17 protein-coding genes are annotated in these 19865 nt (G+C 62.7%); 8 read left to right on the plus strand and 9 right to left on the minus strand.

All coding sequences use genetic code 11. The features are described from left to right. Window positions 1–311: 311 nt before the first annotated feature. The 6 genes from IC234_RS00005 to IC234_RS00030 all read left to right on the plus strand — a co-directional run bounded on the left by IC234_RS00005 (window position 312) and on the right by IC234_RS00030 (window position 6157). Window positions 312–2369: a BatA domain-containing protein gene (locus IC234_RS00005; protein ID WP_190921789.1), complete on the plus strand. Its 2058-nt coding sequence runs from the start codon at window positions 312–314 to the stop codon at window positions 2367–2369. Window positions 2370–2444: 75 nt separating this feature from the next. Then, the gene (locus IC234_RS00010; protein ID WP_190921790.1) at window positions 2445–3002 is read left to right on the plus strand and encodes a DUF4199 domain-containing protein; all 558 of its coding nucleotides are present in this window, start codon (window positions 2445–2447) and stop codon (window positions 3000–3002) included. Window positions 3003–3039: 37 nt separating this feature from the next. Beyond that, window positions 3040–3564, plus strand: coding sequence for a DUF4199 domain-containing protein (locus tag IC234_RS00015; RefSeq protein ID WP_190921791.1), 525 nt, complete (start codon window positions 3040–3042; stop codon window positions 3562–3564). Continuing rightward, entirely contained in the window at window positions 3557–4537 is a 981-nt protein-coding gene (locus IC234_RS00020) for a glycosyltransferase family 2 protein (RefSeq protein ID WP_198979138.1), read from the plus strand. The genes IC234_RS00015 and IC234_RS00020 overlap by 8 nt, the downstream gene beginning before the upstream one ends. 39 nt (window positions 4538–4576) lie before the next feature. Next, complete coding sequence (locus IC234_RS00025) at window positions 4577–5713, plus strand: glycosyltransferase (RefSeq protein ID WP_190921792.1); 1137 nt, start codon at window positions 4577–4579, stop codon at window positions 5711–5713. Between the two features lie 24 nt (window positions 5714–5737). Continuing rightward, complete coding sequence (locus IC234_RS00030) at window positions 5738–6157, plus strand: DUF1801 domain-containing protein (RefSeq protein ID WP_190921793.1); 420 nt, start codon at window positions 5738–5740, stop codon at window positions 6155–6157. Here the strand turns inward: IC234_RS00030 and IC234_RS00035 are convergent. Genes IC234_RS00035 through purB form a run of 3 tightly spaced genes read right to left on the minus strand, consistent with a single transcriptional unit; the run spans window position 6154 to window position 9194 of the window. Next, window positions 6154–7299: a glycosyltransferase family 9 protein gene (locus IC234_RS00035; protein WP_190921794.1), complete on the minus strand. Its 1146-nt coding sequence runs from the start codon at window positions 7297–7299 to the stop codon at window positions 6154–6156. The two genes, IC234_RS00030 and IC234_RS00035, sit on opposite strands and share 4 nt — an antisense overlap. Before the next feature lie 17 nt (window positions 7300–7316). Continuing rightward, entirely contained in the window at window positions 7317–7805 is a 489-nt protein-coding gene (locus IC234_RS00040; protein WP_190921795.1) for a DUF6252 family protein, read from the minus strand. A gap of 48 nt (window positions 7806–7853) precedes the next feature. Continuing rightward, entirely contained in the window at window positions 7854–9194 is a 1341-nt protein-coding gene (gene purB, locus IC234_RS00045; RefSeq protein ID WP_190921796.1) for an adenylosuccinate lyase, read from the minus strand. A gap of 334 nt (window positions 9195–9528) precedes the next feature. Here purB and IC234_RS22095 point away from each other — a divergent pair, with 334 nt between their 5' ends. Next, window positions 9529–11655 (plus strand): transglycosylase domain-containing protein, encoded by a 2127-nt coding sequence (locus IC234_RS22095; protein WP_190921797.1) that lies wholly within the window; start codon window positions 9529–9531, stop codon window positions 11653–11655. Window positions 11656–11728: 73 nt separating this feature from the next. On the opposite strand, the gene IC234_RS00055 is transcribed toward IC234_RS22095, so the two are convergent. From IC234_RS00055 to hemG, 4 genes are all read right to left on the minus strand, one after another. Continuing rightward, on the minus strand, window positions 11729–14296 hold the full coding sequence (locus IC234_RS00055) for a T9SS type A sorting domain-containing protein (RefSeq protein ID WP_190921798.1): 2568 nt from the start codon (window positions 14294–14296) through the stop codon (window positions 11729–11731). A 67-nt stretch (window positions 14297–14363) separates the two neighbouring features. Continuing rightward, complete coding sequence (locus IC234_RS00060; protein ID WP_190921799.1) at window positions 14364–15284, minus strand: TerC family protein; 921 nt, start codon at window positions 15282–15284, stop codon at window positions 14364–14366. Between the two features lie 36 nt (window positions 15285–15320). Further along, on the minus strand, window positions 15321–16064 hold the full coding sequence (locus IC234_RS00065) for a polyprenol monophosphomannose synthase (protein WP_190921800.1): 744 nt from the start codon (window positions 16062–16064) through the stop codon (window positions 15321–15323). A gap of 132 nt (window positions 16065–16196) precedes the next feature. Beyond that, a complete protein-coding gene (gene hemG, locus IC234_RS00070) occupies window positions 16197–17534 on the minus strand; it encodes a protoporphyrinogen oxidase (protein ID WP_190921801.1) in 1338 nt (445 codons plus the stop codon). 50 nt (window positions 17535–17584) lie between these two features. Between hemG and IC234_RS00075 the strand changes: the two genes are divergently transcribed. Then, window positions 17585–18103: a D-glycero-alpha-D-manno-heptose-1,7-bisphosphate 7-phosphatase gene (locus IC234_RS00075; RefSeq protein ID WP_190921802.1), complete on the plus strand. Its 519-nt coding sequence runs from the start codon at window positions 17585–17587 to the stop codon at window positions 18101–18103. A gap of 102 nt (window positions 18104–18205) precedes the next feature. Here IC234_RS00075 and IC234_RS00080 read toward each other — a convergent pair whose 3' ends face one another. Both IC234_RS00080 and IC234_RS00085 read right to left on the minus strand, forming a co-directional pair. Continuing rightward, on the minus strand, window positions 18206–18361 hold the full coding sequence (locus tag IC234_RS00080; protein ID WP_190921803.1) for a hypothetical protein: 156 nt from the start codon (window positions 18359–18361) through the stop codon (window positions 18206–18208). A 96-nt stretch (window positions 18362–18457) separates the two neighbouring features. Further along, entirely contained in the window at window positions 18458–19855 is a 1398-nt protein-coding gene (locus tag IC234_RS00085; protein WP_190921804.1) for a type III PLP-dependent enzyme domain-containing protein, read from the minus strand. Between the last annotated feature and the right edge of the window lie 10 nt (window positions 19856–19865).

Raw genomic sequence — 19865 nt, forward strand, 5'->3', positions numbered from 1 at the left:
GCCGCCAACCTTTTCCTTGCCCGTCCCCGCGCCGCTTTCCCCAGCGGCCCGGGGACGGTTGCGTTTCCGCCCACCCCCACCCCCACCCGCCGCGGCCCGAAAGGCCCGGGAAGGCCTGCCCGCTTTTCGCCCCGCGCCGGCCGGGGAACTATACTACCCTGCTCCTACGCTGCCTAGCGCCCTACGGCATTTTGGAAACTGGACAATAATTTCGAGAAAAGAATGAGGAGATTCTTTTGCAGTATGTTTGGTCAGGTGCAGTTCATTTGTAAATGATTCACTGTTTTACCAAAGTACTTTAGGAATATATCATGCAGTTATTATATCCGTGGTTTTTGTTGGGGCTGGGAGCGACTATTATTCCGATTATTATTCATTTGCTGCAGTTGCGAAAGCCGCAACGAGTTCTTTTCACCAATATTGCGATTATCCGAGATGTTGAACTCACGACGGTTCGTCACCGGCGGGTTCAACAACTACTGATTCTATTGGCCAGGATATTGGCTATATCTGCTCTGGTGGTGGCGTTTTGTCAGCCTATACTGCCGGTAAGGGACGAGGGGCGCGGAGCAGTGAGTCAATCAGTTGCTATTTGGATAGATAACTCTTTTAGCATGCAGGCGCCGCAAGCCGCTGGTGAGCGGTTGTTTGATGGCGCGGTGGGCCAAGCCAAGATATTGGGTCAAGCGCTTGGTCAGTCAGGAAATATTCGACTCAAGCAAGCAGGTAGGAGGACGTTATCTAAAGATGCTTATTTGGATGAGCTTGCTAATCTGCGTTTAAGCGGAAAGACGATTCGTGCTAATTCAGGGGATAATTCTGAGGGTAGCGTTTACATCTTTTCAGATTTTCAGCGCAACCAGTTTAGTGCTAAAAATATAGAGGCATTAGCGGAAGGAAAACAAACGTTGTTGGTGCCCATGGTGGCTGAGCCAACGGGCAATGTTTATGTTGACAGTTTGTGGGTAGAAGACGCTTTTGTGCGAATGCGTACCAACGTGGGGATGCACATCAGAGTCAGAAATGGCGGGAATGCTGCGGTGAATGACTGCCCGGTGAAGGTATACCTTGGGGCAAAGCAGGTGGCAGCTTTTCGGGTGGCCGTTGAGCCTGGGAAGTCGGCGGTGACGGTGGTGCAGGTTCAGTTGGCAGATGCCGGGACCGCGCTGGGGCGCGTGGTGATTGAAGAGCAGCCCGTGACTTTTGATAATACTTATTATTTTACTCTACAGCCAGCTGCTGCTATTCGGGTGGTCGAGATTGGGGAGGAACCCGCTACTGAACAGGCCTACGGTAACGAACCCTTGTTTGCCTATGTCTTCGCAAAAGCCGGGAGGGTGGATTTCGGTGTGTTGAAGCAGGCTAACTTGGTTATTGTGCGTGAGCTGGGGGGGATAGATGCCGGATTACGTGAAGCGTTGGGCCAAGTGGTGAGGCGTGGAGGAAGCGTGGTGGTAGTACCTACGTCGGGCAAAACGGCGAGAAACTCATACCAAGCCTTGTTTAAGGAACTTGGGATTGGGGAGGCGCAGTGGGAGAATGGCGCTGCAGTGCCTGAATTGCGGGAAGTGGCTATGCCGAGCGGTCAGGAACCGTTTTTTCGAAACGTATTCGGGGCGCAGCCGCGGGCGGTGACCATGCCCCGCGTTGCGCCGGTATTGCGATGGGCGCGAACGGGCACTGACATTCTGCGGATGCGGGACGGGGAAAGTTATCTGGCAGAATTTGCGACGGGCAAGGGAAAAGCATACGTGTTTTCGGCACCACTGGCGCGCCCTTATTCGGACTTTGCAGAGCACACGCTGTTTGTCCCGGTAATGTACCGGCTGGCGATGTTGAGCTACCGTAACGAGCAGTTGCCTGCTTATCGGTTGACGCAGCCTGGACTGAACCTGCAACTGCCGGAGCAGTCGACAGTGGCCAAGGGGGCCGGTTCTGCTGCGGATGAAGCGGGCATCCGGCTAGTGAAGGATAGCCTGGTGCTCATTCCCGGACAGCGTCGGCAGGGCAATGAGGTGCGCTTGGAATTACCGGCAGGCATGGACATGCCCGGGTTTTACCAAGTGCGGCGCGGGGAGAAGGTGCTGACGACTTTGGCATTTAATGCCGACAAGGCAGAATCTGAGCTGGCGGCATACTCGGCAGATGAGTTGCGTCAGCTGATTGGGCCCAACCACCCGAACATTCGCGTGGTGGAAAGCGGCGCCGACGGTGCTGGCTTGCGGGCACTGCAGGCCGAGCAAACGGGCACCCCGCTGTGGCGGTATTGGGTGCTGCTGGCGTTGCTGGCGCTGCTGGCGGAGGTGCTGCTGGTACGCTTCGGGCGGCGTGGAAACGGGGCACTGGCTCGTCCGGCTGCGGCGGCATAGCGCGGCGGGCACGATGGCCGGGTGCGGCGAACCTGCGCACGCGCGTAACTTGCCGCTTCAATCAACTGGTGACTCATGGCCGTTTCCTCCCCTGAACCTGCTTCTCTCTACAGCCCCAATCCGGGCAGGCTGGTTGTTGGCTTGGCGCTTCGCTTCGGCATTGGGGTAGGGCTGCTGTGTGTGCTGTGGATGGTGGGGCTGCAACTAACTGGCAACAACGGCTTTGGCCCCAAGCAGTTGCTGGCCCAACTGCTCGTGCCGATGGTGGCCGTGGCCAGCCAATGGATGCTGCGCCGCACGGTGAAACCTAGCAAGCCTGGTTTGGGCCGTTCCCTGGGCGTGGGCGTGCTGACGGTGCTGCTGGCGGCGGTGGTTTCGGCCGTGGGCACGCTGGCGTTGGCCGCGGGGGCCGGACCAACGGCCGTGGCCCGGCACCGCGCCGAGGTGAAGGAAATTGTGCAGGCGCAACAACGGCTGGCCGACAAAGGAACGTTGACGGCTGCGCAGCGTGCACAGCAACTGCAAAAGGTGGATGGGCTGACCGTGGGCGACATGGCCAGCAGCAATTTCCTGCAGGTGCTGGTGCTGGGGCTGGTGCTGGCGGTGCCGGCGGGGATATTTCTGCGAGAATAATTCTTTTTACCTTTCGCCTCACATTTAACTCACTGCCATGGAAGCCAATTCTACGCCCGTTACCACCACCTCCGTTGCCCTGCGTTACGGGCTGCTCACAGGGTTGGTAAGCATTATTGTGTCGTTTGCGCTCAACGTGCTGCACCTGGAGCAAAGCCCTGCCCGCTGGTTGTCGCTGTTGATACTGGCCGGCGGTATCTGGCTGGCGCAACACTTTTATAAGCAGCACAACGGCGGCTACATGAGCTACGGCGAGGGCATGGGCATCGGCATGCTGCTGGCGTTGGTGTCGAGCGTAATCGGCGCCATTTTCTCCTACATCTACGTCAGCTTTGTGGACAACGACGCGATTACGCGGATGCTGGACAAGGCCCGCGCCGACATGGAGAGCCGGGGCGGCGTATCGGACGAGCAAATCGACCAAGCCATGCAAATGACGGCTAAGTTTATGACGCCGGGATTCATCGCGCTATTTGTGGTGCTGTTTTCGCTGCTGTTTGGACTGGGTCTTTCGCTGGTGATTTCGGCTATCGTTAAAAATTCCAAACCCGAGTTTGAATAAATCAGCCACTGCTGCCTTTCCGGTGGAGATATCCATCGTGATTCCGCTGCTCAACGAAGCAGAATCTTTGCCGGAACTAACCCGTTGGATTGCGCAGGTGCTGCGCCCGCGCGGGCTGACCTATGAGGTGATTTTGATTGACGACGGGTCGACGGATACTTCTTGGGAAGTGATTGAGGCGCTGGCGGCCGACGATGCGGCGCTGCGGGGCATTCGATTCAACCGCAACTACGGGAAGTCGGCGGCGCTGAACGTGGGGTTTGAGGCGGCGCGGGGCCGGGTAGTGTGCACCATGGACGCCGACCTGCAGGACTCGCCCGAGGAGTTGCCCGAACTGTACCGCATGATTGTGGAAGACAAGTTCGACCTCGTGAGCGGGTGGAAGCAGAAGCGGTACGACCCGCTGTCGAAAACCATTCCGACCAAGCTCTTCAACGGCGCCACGCGGCTGATGTCGGGCATCCAGCTGCACGATTTCAACTGCGGGCTGAAGTCGTACGATTCGCGCGTGGTGAAGAGCATCGAGGTGTACGGCGAGATGCACCGCTACATTCCCGTGATTGCCAAGTGGAACGGCTTCCGCAAGATTGGCGAGAAGGTGGTGCAGCACCAGGAACGCAAGTACGGCTACACCAAATTTGGCCTGGAGCGGTTCATCTTCGGGTTTCTGGACCTGCTGAGCATCACGTTTGTGGGGCGCTTCCGGCGGGCACCGATGCACTTTTTTGGCACCCTGGGCACGTTGTCGTTCATGCTTGGGCTGTTGATAACCTTGTGGCTGACGGGCGAAAAGGTGTGGCTTTCGCTGCACAACCTGAAGGCGCGGCAGGTGACGGAGCAGCCGCTTTTCTTTCTGGCCCTGACGGCCGTGGTGGTGGGCGTGGTGCTGTTTGTGGCGGGCTTTCTGGGCGAGATGATACAGCTCAACGGACCACGCCGCAACGATTATCTGGTGCGCGAAACCGTGAATTGATTTTTTCACCTGGCGCGCCGGAGGGTAGCAAGCTGGCTTATGAGAGTAGTGATAATTGGGCCGGCGTACCCGCTGCGGGGCGGGCTGGCAACGTACAACGAGCGCCTGGCGCGGGCGTTTAAGCAGGCCGGCGACGAGGCGCGCATCGTGACGTTTTCCCTCCAATACCCGGACTTTCTGTTTCCCGGCCAAACCCAGTTCAGCACCGAGCCCGGCCCGTCCGATTTGGAGATTGAAGTCAGCCTGAACTCGGTGAACCCGCTTTCGTGGTGGCGCGTGGGCCGGAAATTGCGGTCCGAGCGCCCCGACGTGGTGATTTTTCGGTTTTGGCTGCCCTTTATGGGGCCGGCGCTGGGCACGGTGGCGCGGCTGGTGCGCGGCAACGGCCATACCCGCGTGGTGGCCATCACCGACAACGTGATTCCGCACGAGAAGCGGCCGGGCGATGGGCCCCTGACGCGCTACTTCCTGAGCGCCTGCCACGGCTTTGTGACCATGAGCCGCAGCGTGCTCGACGACCTGCGCGGGCTGGGCTTCGGCACGAAGCCGGCCCTGTACCGGCCGCACCCGCTCTACGACAACTTCGGGCCGATTAAGCCCAAAGCGGAAGCCTTGGCCGCTTTGCACCTGGCCGACACAGTGGGGTATGTGTTGTTCTTCGGCTTTATCAGGGCCTACAAAGGGCTGGATATTTTGCTCGAAGCCTGGGCCGATGCCCGCGTGGCGGCGCTCCCCATTAAACTGATTATTGCCGGCGAATTTTACGAAGACGCCGCGCCGTACGAGGCGCTCATCCGGCAGCATGGTCTTGAAGGCCGGATTGTGCGCGCCACCGATTTTATTCCAAACGAAAAGGTGGTGGATTATTTCTGCGCGGCCGACCTGGTGCTACAGCCCTATAAAAATGCCACGCAAAGCGGCGTGTCGCAGATTGCCTACCATTTTGAGCGGCCCATGCTGGTAACCGATGTGGGCGGCCTGGCCGAGCTGATTCCGGCCGGCGTGGTGGGCTACGTGGTGCCGCCCACCCCAACCGCCATTGCCGATGCCATCGTGGATTTTTACGCCAACCGGCGCGAAGCCACCTTCACCGCTGGCGTGCGCGAGCAGAAGAAGCAGTTTTCGTGGCCGGTGATGGTGGCGGCGCTGAAAGAAGTGGCGGGCAAGCAGAGGTAATTCACTCCATAAACTACGTTGCTCATGAACGCTGCCACGCCAACCGATTCTTTCGAAGCATTCATTGCCGCCCTGCCGGCTGAGCGGCAGGAACCGGCGCGCCAGCTGTGGCAGCTGGTGCGCGCCACTGTGCCGGCGGGCTACACCGAACACATTGGCCGGAAATTCCTGGAGTTTCGGGCGGGCAAGGAAATGTGCTTGGCCTTGGCCAACCAAAAGAGCTACCTCAGCCTGCACGTGATACCCGTGTACATGATGCCGGGCTTGCGCGAGCGGTTGCTGGCCGCCGCGCCGAAGCTAAAAATGGGCAAGGGCTGCCTGAACTTCAAACGCCTGGAGGAACTGCCGACGGCGGCGCTGGCCGAAGTCATCGCGGCTACCTCGATGGCTGATTTTCTGGCGCAGATGCAGGCGGCGCGCAGTGCCGGGCGTGCAACAAGCTAGGCGGCGGCCGTCTTGAGCGGCACGCTTTCGCGCACGGCGGCCAGCACCTTTTCGGCCGGCAAATCCTCCATGCAACTGGTGCCCAGGCGGCAGGTGCCGCGGTAGAAGCACACACACTGCTTGTCGGGGCCCACGAGTTGGCCGCGGCCGTACAGGTCGAATTCGTGGGAGTTGAAGATGTTGTTCATCAAGATGGTGGGCTTGCGCAGGGCAATGCTGATGTGCATGCCCATGGTGACCTGCGTCACGATGCCGTCCATCTGGTGCATCAGGTTGATGAACTGGGGGAGGGGGAAGGTGCCCAGGTAGGCCGCGCCCGTGGCGGCGTGCAGCTCGCGGTTGCGGGCGTCCTCGGCCTCGCCGCCCAGCAGCACGGGCGTGTAGCCGGCCGCCTGCAGGCCGTGGATGAGCTCAATCCACTTTTCGGTACTCCAGAGGCGGGTGGTCCACCGGTCGCCGCAGCCGGTGTTGAGGCCGATGCGGGGGCGGGCGGCGGGCAACGCAGCCCAGTAGTAGCCTTTGTCCTCGTGGGTGTCGAACACGTATTCTTCGCCGCGGAAATCGAAGCCGCAGAGCTCGAAGATTTCCTGCACGTAGGGCTTGGTGTTGGCCAGGCTGGTTTGGTCGAACACGCCGGTGAGGAATTTGTGCTCGGCCAGCTCGTTCACGGGCCAGGCCACGCCGTCGTAAGGGCGCAGGGCGTAGCCGTATTTCTCTTTGGCCTCGATGGTGTTCAGCAGCACGCAGGCTTCCTTTTCCTTGTCGAGGTTGATGACAACGTCGAACTGGCGGCCCTGCAGCTGCAGCGCGCTGGCGAAATCGAACTTCAGAATCTCCTCAATCTCGCCCTGGGGCAGAATGGCCGGCGTATGCGTGAGCCAGGTGATGTAGCAGCCCGGCCGCTCCTGCCGCAGGCGCCGCAGCAGCGGCGTAGTCCGGATGACGTCGCCGATGGCCCCGAGCTTGATGATGAGCACGCGGCTGGTCACGGGCGCATACACGGGGCAGCCCTCGCACACGTAGCCGTCGGTTTTGTTGGGACGGCAGGGCAGGTCGCCGCGGAAATGGCGGCAGTCGGGGTTGACCAAGGTGTGGTGCAGCAAGTGGGGCACGGCGGCGAGGGGCAGGAGATGAAAGGGCAAAAGTAGCCCGACGGGGCTTACAAGCCCACGCTGAATTTGCCGTTGCTGACCGACTTGGAAGCCCCCGTATTCGGATTAATGCCCGTGAACGTGAACGTGCCGGTCACCTCGGTAGCCGACAGCGCCGTGACCACAATGGTGCCCGCCCCCGTCACCGTGCCCGAGCCCGTGGCACCGGCAAAATACACGCCCACCGTGCCGCCCGAGCTGGCGGTGTAAGCGGCCGTGGCGCTCGAATTAGGTCCGAACGTGTAGGTGCCCACGGCGTTGGGGAATTCCAGCGAAAGAAAGGTGGCACTGCCCGGGACGGTGCCCGACACCGAGAGCGTGTTTGAGAACTTCTGCGACTGCAGGGTGGTGGTTTTTAGCGTGGCGCCGTCGGCGGTCCAGCTCATTTCGCGGGTGGGTGCGGCCGCCGGGTCGTCTTTCTTGGAAGAAGAGCAGGCCGCAAGTGAAGTGAGCGCCACTAGCAGGGCCGCACGGCTGAAAAAGGAGCGTAGGAACATCGGCGTTGGGAAGGGAATAGAGGAAGTGGTAGTTAATGCAAATTGCCGCTACCGGCCCACGTAGCTGTGCGGGGTCACGCCTCGCAGCTCGGCCCTCACGCTCTCGCTCACGTCGAGCCCGTTGATGAACTCGCCGATGCTGGCGGCCGAAATAGCCTCGCCGGTGCGGGTGAGGGCCTTGAGGGCGTTGTAGGGGTCGGGGTAGGCTTCGCGGCGCAGGATGGTCTGGATGCCTTCGGCTACCACGGCCCAGTTGGCTTCAAGGTCGCGGTGCAGGGCCGTTTCGTCGAGGGCCAGCTTGCCCAGGCCGCGCTGCAGGGCGCCCAGCGCGATGAGGATGTGGCCCAGCGGCACGCCCAGGTTGCGCAGCACCGTGGAGTCGGTGAGGTCGCGCTGCAGGCGCGAGATGGGCAGCTTGGCCGCAAAGTGTTCGAGCAGGGCGTTGGCCACGCCCAGGTTGCCCTCAGCGTTTTCGAAGTCGATGGGGTTGACCTTGTGGGGCATGGCTGACGAGCCCACTTCGCCCGCCTTGATGGTTTGCTTGAAATAGCCCAGCGAGATGTATTGCCACACGTCGCGGGCCAGGTCCATCAAGATGGTGTTGAGGCGCTTGAGGGCGTCGCAATGGGCGGCCAGGTGGTCGTAGTGCTCAATCTGGGTGGTGGGGAAAGAGCGGGCCAGGCCGAGCCGGTCGTTTACAAACGTAGTGGCGAAAGCGTGCCAGTCGGTGCCCGGGTAGGCCACGGCGTGCGCATTAAAATTGCCGGTGGCCCCGCCAAACTTGGCCCCGAACGGAATCTGGGCCAGTAGGGCCACCTGGGCGTCGAGCCGGGCCACAAACACGGCAATTTCCTTGCCCAGGCGGGTGGGCGAGGCGGGCTGGCCGTGGGTGCGGGCCAGCATGGGCACGGCGTCCCACTCCTGAGCGCGGGCGGCCAGGGCGTTGCGTACCTGGGCGTAGGCCGGCAGCAGTACGCCCATCAGCGCGTCGCGGAAGCTGAGCGGAATGGCTGTGTTGTTGATGTCCTGCGACGTAAGGCCGAAGTGGATAAATTCGACAAACGCGCCCAGACCGAGCTTGGCAAACTCGTCGCGCAGCCAGTACTCCACCGCTTTCACGTCGTGGTTGGTCACGGCTTCGTGGGCTTTCACCGCTTCCGCGTCGGCTTCGCTGAAGCCCTCGTAGAGGCGCCGCAGGCCCGGGAAAGCGTCGGCCGGCACGGCTTGCAGCTGGGGCAGCGGCAGCTCGGCCAGGGCGATGAAATACTCGACTTCGACCAGCACGCGGTAGCGGATGAGGGCCATTTCGGAGAAGCGCGTGGCCAGGGGAGCCGTGGCGCGGGCGTAGCGCCCGTCGAGGGGCGAGAGGGCGGTGAGGGGGCTGGGCATGGCGCAAAAGTACGGGCCAGAAGAGCGGTGCCGCGCGGCTGGCTCCCCATTGCCAGAGAAGAGGCGTTGCCGCGGCGGCAGCTGGCGCCGCCGGGCAGGGCGAGAGCCCATTGAACGATACGCAGGCAGTTTGCATTTCATCCTTTCGGCCCGATTATCCGACCCGTCGAGGGCCGGCAACCGGGGCTAAGCCCCTCAGCCGTTGCGGAAACGGCGGCGCCCCCGGCTTTGTGGGTAGCCGAGCCGTCCGTTCCGGCGTCGCAGCCGTATTCCTGCTACGCCTGCGTTTTCCTTACCTTTGGCGTTGGCTAAGCCGCCCACTTTATTGATTTCCGTGCGCATTTCCCCTTCCACCAAACGACTTGTATTCGGCATTTTAGGCGGCCTAGCGGTGCTGCTGCTGCTGGCATTTGCCGTGTTTCAGTGGAAGCGCCAGCAGCTGCTGGACTACGCGCTGAAAGAGGTTAAGGCCAAAATTGAGCGCAAATACCCGGTCATTCTCACGCTGGGGCCGGCCAAGTTCGCGGGCTTCAAAACCGTTGAAATCGCGGGCCTGGGCCTGGTGCCCACCGCCAACCCCACCGATACCCTGCTCACCGCCCGCCGCCTGCAGGCCAGCCTGAGCGTGCGCTCGCTCTTCGCCGGCCGCCCGGTGTTCAGCGACCTGCAAATCATCACGGCCCGCCTCACGCCCCACAAAACGGCCACCGCCGATAACTACGGCTTCCTGATTAAGAAACAGAAGCCCAGCGCCGCCCCGCGCGACACCACCAAAGGCACCAACTACGGCCTGCTGCTGAACCAGGCCCTCGAAACGGTGTTCGACAACGTGCCCGGCGAAGCCAATTTCAAGGATTTCACGGTGAGCTACGCCAGCCTGCGCCACACAGCCATGCTGCGCCTGCCCGAGCTCAAGATTCAGGACGGCGACATCAGCGGCAGCCTCACGGCTACCATCGACTCGGTGGCCAACCAGCTGGGCATCAGCGGGCACATCGAGCCCGGCGACTATGCGCTGAACGCCAAGGTGTTCGGGATAGGGGGCTCGGTGCAGCTGCCCTACGTGCCCCGCCGCTTCGGGGCCCTGGTGAGCTTCGACACGGTGCAGGTGCGCCTGGACAGCAAGGATTTTGACGACGACGACACCGGCGGCACGCTCACGGTGCGCGGCTCCCTGGCCGCCCGCAATTTTAGCCTCTACCACCCCAAGCTGGCGGCCAACGAAATTGAGGTGAAGCGCGGCGGGCTCGACTTCGTGGCCAAATTGGGCCGTGGCACCGCCGCCCTGGAAAAAGGCAGCCAGATTACGGTGAACAAAATCGTGCTCTACCCCGAAATCAGCGTGCGCATGAAGCCCAGCCGGGCCGTAAGCATCAACGTGACGTCGGCCGAGACGGAAGCCAACGACTTCTTTGCCTCGCTGCCCACCGGCATTTTCGACGAGGTGCGCGGCACCCAGGGCACCGGCACGCTCACCTACCGCATGAGCGGCAGCCTCGACATGGCCCAGGTCGACAGCCTGAAGTTCGATTCCAGCCTCAAGGGCAAGAATTTCAAGCTCACCAGCTTCGGCGAAGAAGACCTCAACAAGCTGAATACGCCCTTTGTGCAAACGGTGTACAACGACAAGGGCGACTCGGTGCGCACCTTCGTGGTGGGCCCGCCCAACCCCGATTTTGTGCCCTACAACGAGGTGTCGCCCTACCTCATTCACGCCATCACCACGGCCGAAGACCCGCGCTTCTTCACGCACAAAGGCTTCATGGAGAAGGCGTTTGTGAAATCGGCCATCCAGAACATTAAGGAGAAGCGCTTTGCCCGCGGCGGCAGCACGCTCAGCATGCAGCTGGTGAAGAACGTGTTTTTGACCCGCCAGAAAACCGTGGCCCGCAAAATCGAAGAGGCCCTCATCGTGTGGCTGCTCGAAAACACGCACTTGGCCAGCAAGCAGCGTATGTTTGAGGTGTATTTGAACATCATCGAGTGGGGCCCGAGCAAGTACCGCTGGCCCAGCGGCAAGCGCGGCGTGTATGGCGTGAAGGACGCGGCCCTGTTCTACTACGGCAAGCGCCCCAGCGAGCTGAACCTGGCCGAAAGCCTCTACCTGGCCAGCATCATCCCCAAACCCAAGTACGCGCGCTATTCCTTCGATGCCTACGGCGACCTGCGCCGCAGCACCCGCTACTTCTTCCGGCTCATTGCCGACATCATGGCCACCCGCGGCCTCATCACGCCCAACGACCGCGAGAACCTGCCCTACGGGCTGAGCCTCAACGGTCCGGCGCGGCAGTACATGCGTTTCTCGGCTCGCCCCGACACCACCCGCGCCACCGTGGCCGCCGATTCGAGCCAGTTTGAGCCCCTCAACCTGATTGACCTGCTCAACACCGGCGCCGCCGCCCCCGACGCGGGCGTCAACTCCAACGCCGCCGACCCCGAAGCGCCCAAAGCGCCCAAGTAGCCGCCCGCCAACAGCACAAAAAAGGGGATGAGCCACGGCGGCTCATCCCCTTTTTTCTGGCTGAAAAAACGGCTTATTCCACCGCAATGCGGCGTGCCACCGTGCCCGAGGCATACTGCACGCGCAGCAGGTACACGCCGGCGGGCAGTCCCGCCAGGTCCATGGTTTGCTTGGGGGCGCTGCCCGCCGCCTGGTGGCGCACGGTGCGGCCGAGGGCATCGGTGAGGTCGAGGGCAATGGGGCGGGCGCTGAGGTCGGGGGCAATGTGCAACTGGCCGTGCGCCGGCACCGGCCAGGCAGCGGTGCGCTCGGCCACGGCGGTGGGCGCTTGCACCGCCAGCACGTTGGCGGCCGTGATGCGGGCCACGCCCACGCGCGGCAAGCCGGCCACACTGATGAACTGGCCCGCCAGCACAATGGCGCCGTTGGGCTGCACCTCCACGGCGCGCACCACGTTATTGGGGTTGGCCGTGGGGCCAAACGAGGTGTCGAGCTGGCCATTGTCGAGCACCCGCGCCAGGTTGACGAGCGTGCCGACGCCGGGCACGGTTGCATTAAAATTGCCGCCCAGCAGCACGCGGCCGTTGGGCTGAATGGCCAGCGTGCGCACCGTGCCCGCAAGCACGGTGTTGGAAAAAAAGCTCGGGTCGAGCGCGCCGGTGGCCAGCAAGCGGGCCACGCCGTAGCGCGACAGACCCCCGACCTGGTTGAAGTAGCCGCCCACCAGCAGCCGGCCATCGGCCTGCTGGGCCAGGTCGAACACCTGCCCCGGCGCGATGGTGGTGCTGGCAAGCGTGTAGGCCGTGGTGTTGAAAAAACCGGCGTCGAGCGCGCCGGTGCTTTCGTAGCGCACCACGCGGTACACGGAGCCTTGCGTGCCCGTCCGGAACCGGCCCGCCACCACAATGCGGCCATCGGACTGCACCAGCACGGCATTGGCGTCGGCGGCGTTGCCCAGCGTCCCGTTCACAACGGGGCGGGCAAAGCTGGGGTCCACGGCGCCGGTGCTCGTGAGGCGCACCACCCCGTTGAAGGAAAGCCCGTTGGCCGTGCCGCTCAGGTAGCCGGCCACCAATATGCGGCCGTCGGCCTGCACGGCCAAGCCGTTGACGGTGGACACGTAATAGCCGGGCCCCGAAACGAAAGGCGTGAACGTGGCATCGGGGGCACCGCTGGCGTCGAAGCGCAACACGCTCAGGGCGGTGCCGGCCAGCACCTTGCCGTCGGGCTGAAGGCGGAGGCTGGTCACGGCGTCGGACAGCGCGCCCGTGGCGGCCCCGAATGCGGCGTCGAGGGTGCCGTTGGGCAGCAGGCGCACCAGGCGGTGCACGGGCTGCCCGTTCAGCTCGGTGAAATCGCCGCCGAGCAGCAGCTTGCCGTCGGGCTGCAGGGCCAGGGCGCTGGCAAAGCCCGGGTTTTGCAGGCGGGGCAGAAAGGCCGTTTCGAGGGCGCCGGCGGGCGTGAGGCGCACCACCGGCTGCTCCAGGTTGTTGAACGTGCCAAACTCGCCGCCCACCAGCAGGCTGCCGTTGGGCTGCAGGCCCAGCGTGGCCGGGGCCTGGCTGGGGCCGGTGCCCACCTGAAAGGTCAGGTCGGCGGTGCCGTCGGGGTTGAGGCGGGCCACGTGGTTGCCCACGGCCCCGGTGAAGTAGCCGCTCACAATGATTTTGCCATCGGCCTGTAGCAGCACGGCGGGGTCGGAGGAGCTATTCGACACGTCGCCGTCCTGAAACAGCGACACCGCAAAGTTGGCGTCGAGCCCGCCCGTGGGTTGCAGGCGTACCAGGCCCGCATACGCCGTGGCGCCGGCGCCGGACAGCGCCAGGTAGCCGTTTGCCAGCACCTTGCCGTCGGGCTGCAGCACGAGGCCTTCTACGAACGAGTTGGCCAGCAGGGGCGAGACAAAGGAGGCGTCGACGCTGCCGTTGGCATTCAGGCGCACCAGGCTCTGCGTGAACTGGCCGTTGAAGCTCGTGAAGTCGCCGCCAATCAGGATTTTGCCGTCGGGCTGCACCGCAATGGTCTCCGGAAACGCCCCCGCCCCGAAGCCCGTGCCCACGTTGAACGTGGCATCGACGCTGCCGTTGGCGTTGAGGCGCACCACCCCGGCCGCCGGCACGCCGTGGTAGGTTTCAAACGACCCAGCCACCAAAATCTTGCCGTCGGGCTGCACCGCAAAGGCCTGCCCGAAGCCGTAGCCCTGGCTGCCGCTCGGGCCCGCGCCCCCGCCAAAGCTGGCGTCGGCGGTGCCGTTGGCGTTCAGGCGCAGCAATTCGGGGCGCGTGAGGCCGCCGGCCGTCACCGTGTTGCCATTGCCCACCAGCAGGTACTGGCCCGTGGGCAGGCCCAGCACCTGCGCCACGCCCCCCACGCTGCCCACGTTCTGCGAAAACGGCAGGTCCACGTTGCCCAGGTCGTCGAAGCGGGCAAAGGAGTTGGCGGCCGCGCCGTTGGCCCGCGTGAAGTAGCCGCCCAGCACGCGCTTGCCGTCGGCCTGCGGTGGCCCCATGTAGTACACTTTGCCCGTGGTGTAGAGCGAGAGGGGAGAAGTGAAACCCGGGTCCAGCGTTTGGCCGGCCGCGGGTTGGCAGAAGCGCAGGCCCAGAAGAAATCCCGCTGCTAGGAGTCGAAGTGTTTTCATGCAGGCATGATGGCGTGGGGGTGAAAAAGGTTGTCCGGCCCGGGCAAAAGGTGCCCGCCCGCTAAACTTATTCTTCGCGCTTGGGCCACAGCACCGAAGCCAACGTGCTCAGCAGCAGCAGGCCGCCCACCACGCCCAGCGCGTAGGGCATGGGAATGGGCAGCACGTTTTCGAGCAGAATCTTGCTGCCGATGAATACCAGAATCAGCGACAGGCCGTAGTGCAGGTAGTGGAACAGCCGCATCAGGCTGGCCAGGGCAAAGTACATGGCCCGCAGCCCCAGCAGGGCAAACACGTTGGAAGTAAACACCACAAACGTGTCGCGCGTGATGGCCAGAATGGCCGGAATGGAGTCGGCGGCAAATACCACGTCGGTGGTTTCCACCATCACCAGCACCACAAAGAGGGGCGTGGCGAAGCGCAGGCCTTCTTTTCGCACGAAGAACTTGCCGCCTTCCAGCTGCCGCGTGATGGGCAGGTGGCGGCTCAGGAACCGCACCACAGGGTTGTTTTCGGGGTCTATTTCGGCCGACTCGCCGGCCACGCCCATCTTGATGCCCGTGTAAACCAGGAAGGCCCCCAGCAAATACACCAAAAAGTGAAACTTGGCCAGCAGCGCCCCGCCCACCAGGATAAACACGGCGCGCAAAATCAGTGCGCCCAGCACGCCCCAAAACAGGATGCGGTGCTGGTACTGCCCCGGCACTTTGAAGTAATTGAAAATGAGCAGGAAGACAAACAGGTTGTCCACGCTCAGGGCCTTCTCCACCAGGTAGCCCGTCAGCCATTGCAGGCCGGCCTGGTGGCCCATGGTGCGGTACACCAGCACGTTGAACCCCAGCGAGAGCGTGACCCAAAACACGCTCCAGCCCAAGGCTTCGCGCAGCTTAATCTCGTGGGCTTTGCGGTTGAACACCAGCAAATCGAGCAGCAGCAGCCCAATGACGAACGCCGTAAAAGCCAGCCAAAACAGGGGAGTGTTTTCCATGCGCCGGCGCAAGATACGCCGTGGCCTCGGCTGCGGCTATGCCTTGCCCACGGGCTTGAGCGGGTGCAGCCAGCTGCTCACCTTCATTTGCAGCACGCCGAAAAAGGCTTCCTCCACAATGCCTTTCGACATTTTGGAGGTGCCGCGGGTGCGGTCGGTGAAAATGATGGGCACTTCCTTGATGCGGAAACCCAGCTGGTAGGCCAGCCATTTCATCTCAATCTGAAAAGCGTAGCCCACGAAATGGATTTTCTCCAGCTCGATGGCGCGCAGCACCCGCGCCGTGTAGCACTTGAAGCCGGCCGTGGCGTCGCGGATGGGCATGCCCGTGACGAGGCGCACGTACCACGAGGCGAAATACGACATGAGCACCCGCGACATGGGCCAGTTCACCACGTTCACGCCCTGGATGTAGCGCGAGCCGATGGCTACGTCGTAGCCCTCCTGCGCGCAGGCGTCGTAGAGGCGCACCAGGTCGTCGGGGTTGTGCGAAAAATCGGCGTCCATCTCGAAGATGTACTCATAGTGGCGCGCCAGCGCCCACCGAAAGCCGTGGATGTAAGCCGTGCCCAGGCCCTGCTTGCCGCTGCGCTCCTCCAAAAACAGCCGCCCCGGAAACACCGCCTGCAGGCCGCGCACGATGGCGGCCGTGCCGTCGGGCGAGCCGTCGTCGATAATCAGCACGTCGAAAGCCCGCGGCAACGACATCACCTTGCGGATAATCAGCTCCGCATTTTCGCGCTCGTTGTAGGTGGGGATTAGGACGAGGCTTTCGCTCATGGGGGCAAAGATAGGGTTTCGCGGTACGAAGCTGCATGGTAGCGCGGGCCCCTGAGCGGCTTTTTGCCAAGCTGAAAAGAAGCTATAAAGGTATTTGGAAGGCGCTATGCCGGCAAACGTCCGGGCAAGGGGCTATTGCTCAGCGGCCAACTGCTCGGCCGTGCGGCGGGCGTGGCGCACGCAGTCGGGCACGCCCACGCCGGCGCGCCAATTGGCCACGGCCACAATGCGCTCGGCTTCCAGCTCGGCCGCGGCCGCGTGCGCCCCCACTATGCGCTGGTCGAACTGCGGAATGCTGCGCGGCCAGCTGTAGCGGAACTGCCAGCGCGGGGCCCCCGTGATGCCGTACAGCTTGCTCAGCTCGGTGTGCACGGCGGCTTTCTGGGCTTCCTCGGGCTGCCGGGCGGCGTCTTCGTACTGCGCGCCGCCCACGAAGGTGGTGAACAGCACCTGCCCGGCCGGCACGCGGTTGGGGTAGATGCTGCTGGTCCAGATGGAACCGGCCGCGTAGGTGCCTTCCACTTTGGGATTGAGCGCGCCGAAGCCGTTGAGCGGGTGCGCCACGGCGGCCCGGTCGTAGGCCGAATACACGGCGCTCATGGGCGGGTAGTGCACGGCCGCCAGCGCCGCCGCGGCTTGCGGAAACAGCGGTTGCAGCAGCGGCGCCACCGCATAGGTGGGCAGCGCCAGTGCCAGGTGCGAGTAGCCGGGCGCCGCTTCCAGCCCCTGCGGCCCTTTCAATTCCAGCTGGTAGGTGCCATCGGCCGCCCGCGAAATGGCCGTGACCGTGGTACCCGCCTGGTAGCCGCTGAGCCGGGCCGCCAGCGCATCGGCAATGGTTTGAATGCCTTTTTTGAGCGTGACGATGCGGCGGCGGCCGGCGCCTTTGCTCGTTTTGGCAAAGCCGCGCAGCACCGAGCCAAACTGCTGCTCCAAGGCCGCCAGCTGCGGAAAGGTCTTGTGGATGAGCAGCTGCTCGGGGTCGCCGGCGTAGATGCCGGCCATGAAGGGATTGACGGCGTAATCCACAATTTCGGGCCCGAAGCGGCGGCGGAAAAAATGCGCCACCGTTTCCTGCGGGTCGAGGGGCGCGGCGGGCGTGCGGAATTCTTTCAGCAGTTGCCACTTCGCTTTTAGGCTGAAAAAGCCGTTGGTGAGCAGGCTGGGCGGGGAACCGGGCAGCACCTGGTAGCGGCCGTCGCGCAGCACGTAGCGGTGCTGGCTCACGGCGGCCGCGTCCTGAATCTGGTCGGTCAGGGCGAGGTCGGCCAGCAGCTCTTCCAACTCGGTGCTCATCTGCAGCGAGTTGGGGCCCACTTCCAGCAGGTAGCCTTCGGGCGTGGGCAGGCTGTGCAGGTTGCCGCCGGGCCGGGTATCGGCCTCAAACAGGTCGTAGGGCACGCCGGCCTTTTGCAGGTACCAGGCCAGGGTGAGGCCGCTGATGCCCCCGCCGATGATGCCGATTTTCATAAAGTCGTAGCGCAAATGAGCCTGCAAAGTTCGCCCGTAGCTTTGCTGCAATGACAACAAAAAACAAAGCCATATTTCTGGACCGCGACGGCGTGCTGAACGAAGAAATTGGCACCTACGTGTGGCAGCCCGAGAAATTCATCATCTGCCCCGGCGTGCCCGAAAGCCTGGCCCGGCTCAAAGCCGCCGGCTACCACCTGATAGTCGTCACCAACCAGGCCGGCATTGCCAAAGGCCTCTACACCGCGGCCGACGTGCACGCCTGCCACGCCAAGCTGCAAGCTGCCTGCGGCGGCATCCTCGACGCGCTGTATTTCGCCGACGCCCACCCCAGCGTGAGCGAATCCGTCCTGCGCAAGCCCAATTCCGGCATGCTGGAAAAAGCCATGGCCCGCTTCCGCCTCGACGCGGCGCAGTGCTGGATAGTGGGCGACCGCCTGCGCGACATGGAAGCCGGCGCCGCGGTGGGCGTGCGCGGCATTCTGGTGGGGGAGGAGGAAAACGCGGAAGGATTCGCGCCGCACGTGGCCGATTTGCGGGCGGCTACGGCCCTTATTTTGACTGCATAAATGCAACAAAATCAAGTCATGCCGAGCACAGCCGGGGCATGACGGACGAAAAAGGCCGGCTTTCCACGCGGGAAGCCGGCCTTTTCATTTCAACTCCGATGCTTACTGGCGCTCTACTTGTTGGGCAGTGCTGGCCGTGATGGGCGAGGAAACGCGGTTGGCCTCCTTAGTGCTGCTGTAGGCGGGGCACTTCTGGCGGTTGCAGGCGCCGAGGGTGAGGGCGGCAGCACAGGCGGCGAGCAATACGAACTTTTTCATAATTTATATTAATACGGGTGAGGGATGACGGGCTGAGCTTCAAAGATAAGCAGGGAGCTCAATATTTCGCTACGTCTTCCTAACGCCGAAATTGAATTATTCGTATCCGAGGATGCGCATCATGCTGCCGGCTTCCTGCTGGGGCGCAAAAACGGTATCGGTGAGCGTGCCATCGGCGGCGCGGTCGAGAATGACGTGCTGCGGGGCCGGAATGAGGCAGTGCTTGATGCCGCCGTAGCCGCTGAGGCTCTCCTGGTAGGCGCCGGTGTGGAAGAAGCCCACGTAGAGCGGCTGGGCATCGGCGGGCTTGCGCTCGGGCAGAAACACCTGGTAGATGTGCTTCTCGGCGTTGTAGTAGTCCTGCGAGTCGCAGGTGAGGCCGCCGAGCTGGCAGCGCTTGTACGATTTCTGCCAGCCGTTCACGGCCAGCATGATGAAGCGCTGGTTCAGGGCCCAGGTGTCGGGCAGGTTGGTGATGAACGAGCCGTCAATCATGTACCACAATTCCTTGTCGTTCTGCAGCTTCTCGTCGAGAATGCTGTAGATGATGGCGCCGCTTTCGCCCACCGTGAAGATGCCGAACTCGGTGAAAATGTTGGGCTCGGGCACGCCTTCTTCCTTGCAGATACGCTGAATGGTGCGCAGAATCTCGGCCACCATGTAAGGGTAGTCGTACTCGGGCTGGATGCTGGTCTGGATGGGGAAGCCGCCGCCGATGTCAATCGTGGTGAGGGTAGGGCACACCTTGCGCAGCTCGCAGTACTTGTGCACGAAGCGGCTCAGCTCCGACCAGTAATAGGACGTGTCCTTGATGCCGGTATTGATGAAGTAGTGCAGCATGGTGAGCGTGAAGCGCGGGTCGTCCTTGATGCGCTGCTCGTAGAGCGGAATCACGTCGGCGTAGCGCACGCCCAGGCGTGAGGTGTAGAACTGGAAGCGCGGCTCCTCGTCGGAGGCCAGGCGCATGCCCAAGTTCACCTTCTCATTTACGTGGTCGTGGTAGTACTCGATTTCGTTGGGCGAATCGATGATGGGCATGCAGTTCACAAACCCGTCGTTAATCAGGTCGGCGATTTCCTTCTTGTAAGCCTCGGGTTTGAAGCCGTTGCAGATGATGTGCTTCTGCTTGTCGACCTTGCCCTGGGCGTGCAGGTTGCGGATGATGCTGATGTCGAACCACGACGAGGTTTCGAGGTGGATGTCGTTTTTCAGGGCCTCTTCCAGCACGAAGCGGAAGTGCGACGACTTGGTGCAGTAGGCGTAGGAATAGGAGCCGGTGTAGCCGGTTTTCTCAATGCCCTCGGCAAACCATTGCTTGGCCCGCTGAATCTGGGAGCTGATTTTGGGCAAATACGTGAGGCGTAGCGGAGTGCCGTATTTTTCCACGAGGCCCATCAGGTCGATGCCGTGAAATTGCAGCTCGTGGTCCTGCACGGTAAAGTCGGCCGTAGGAAAGTCGAAAGTCTGAGAAATGAGGTCGTGGTACGTATCCATTCGGTTTTGA

It is taken from the genome of Hymenobacter armeniacus (genome assembly GCF_014699055.1).
In the GTDB taxonomy this organism is placed as follows: domain Bacteria; phylum Bacteroidota; class Bacteroidia; order Cytophagales; family Hymenobacteraceae; genus Hymenobacter; species Hymenobacter armeniacus.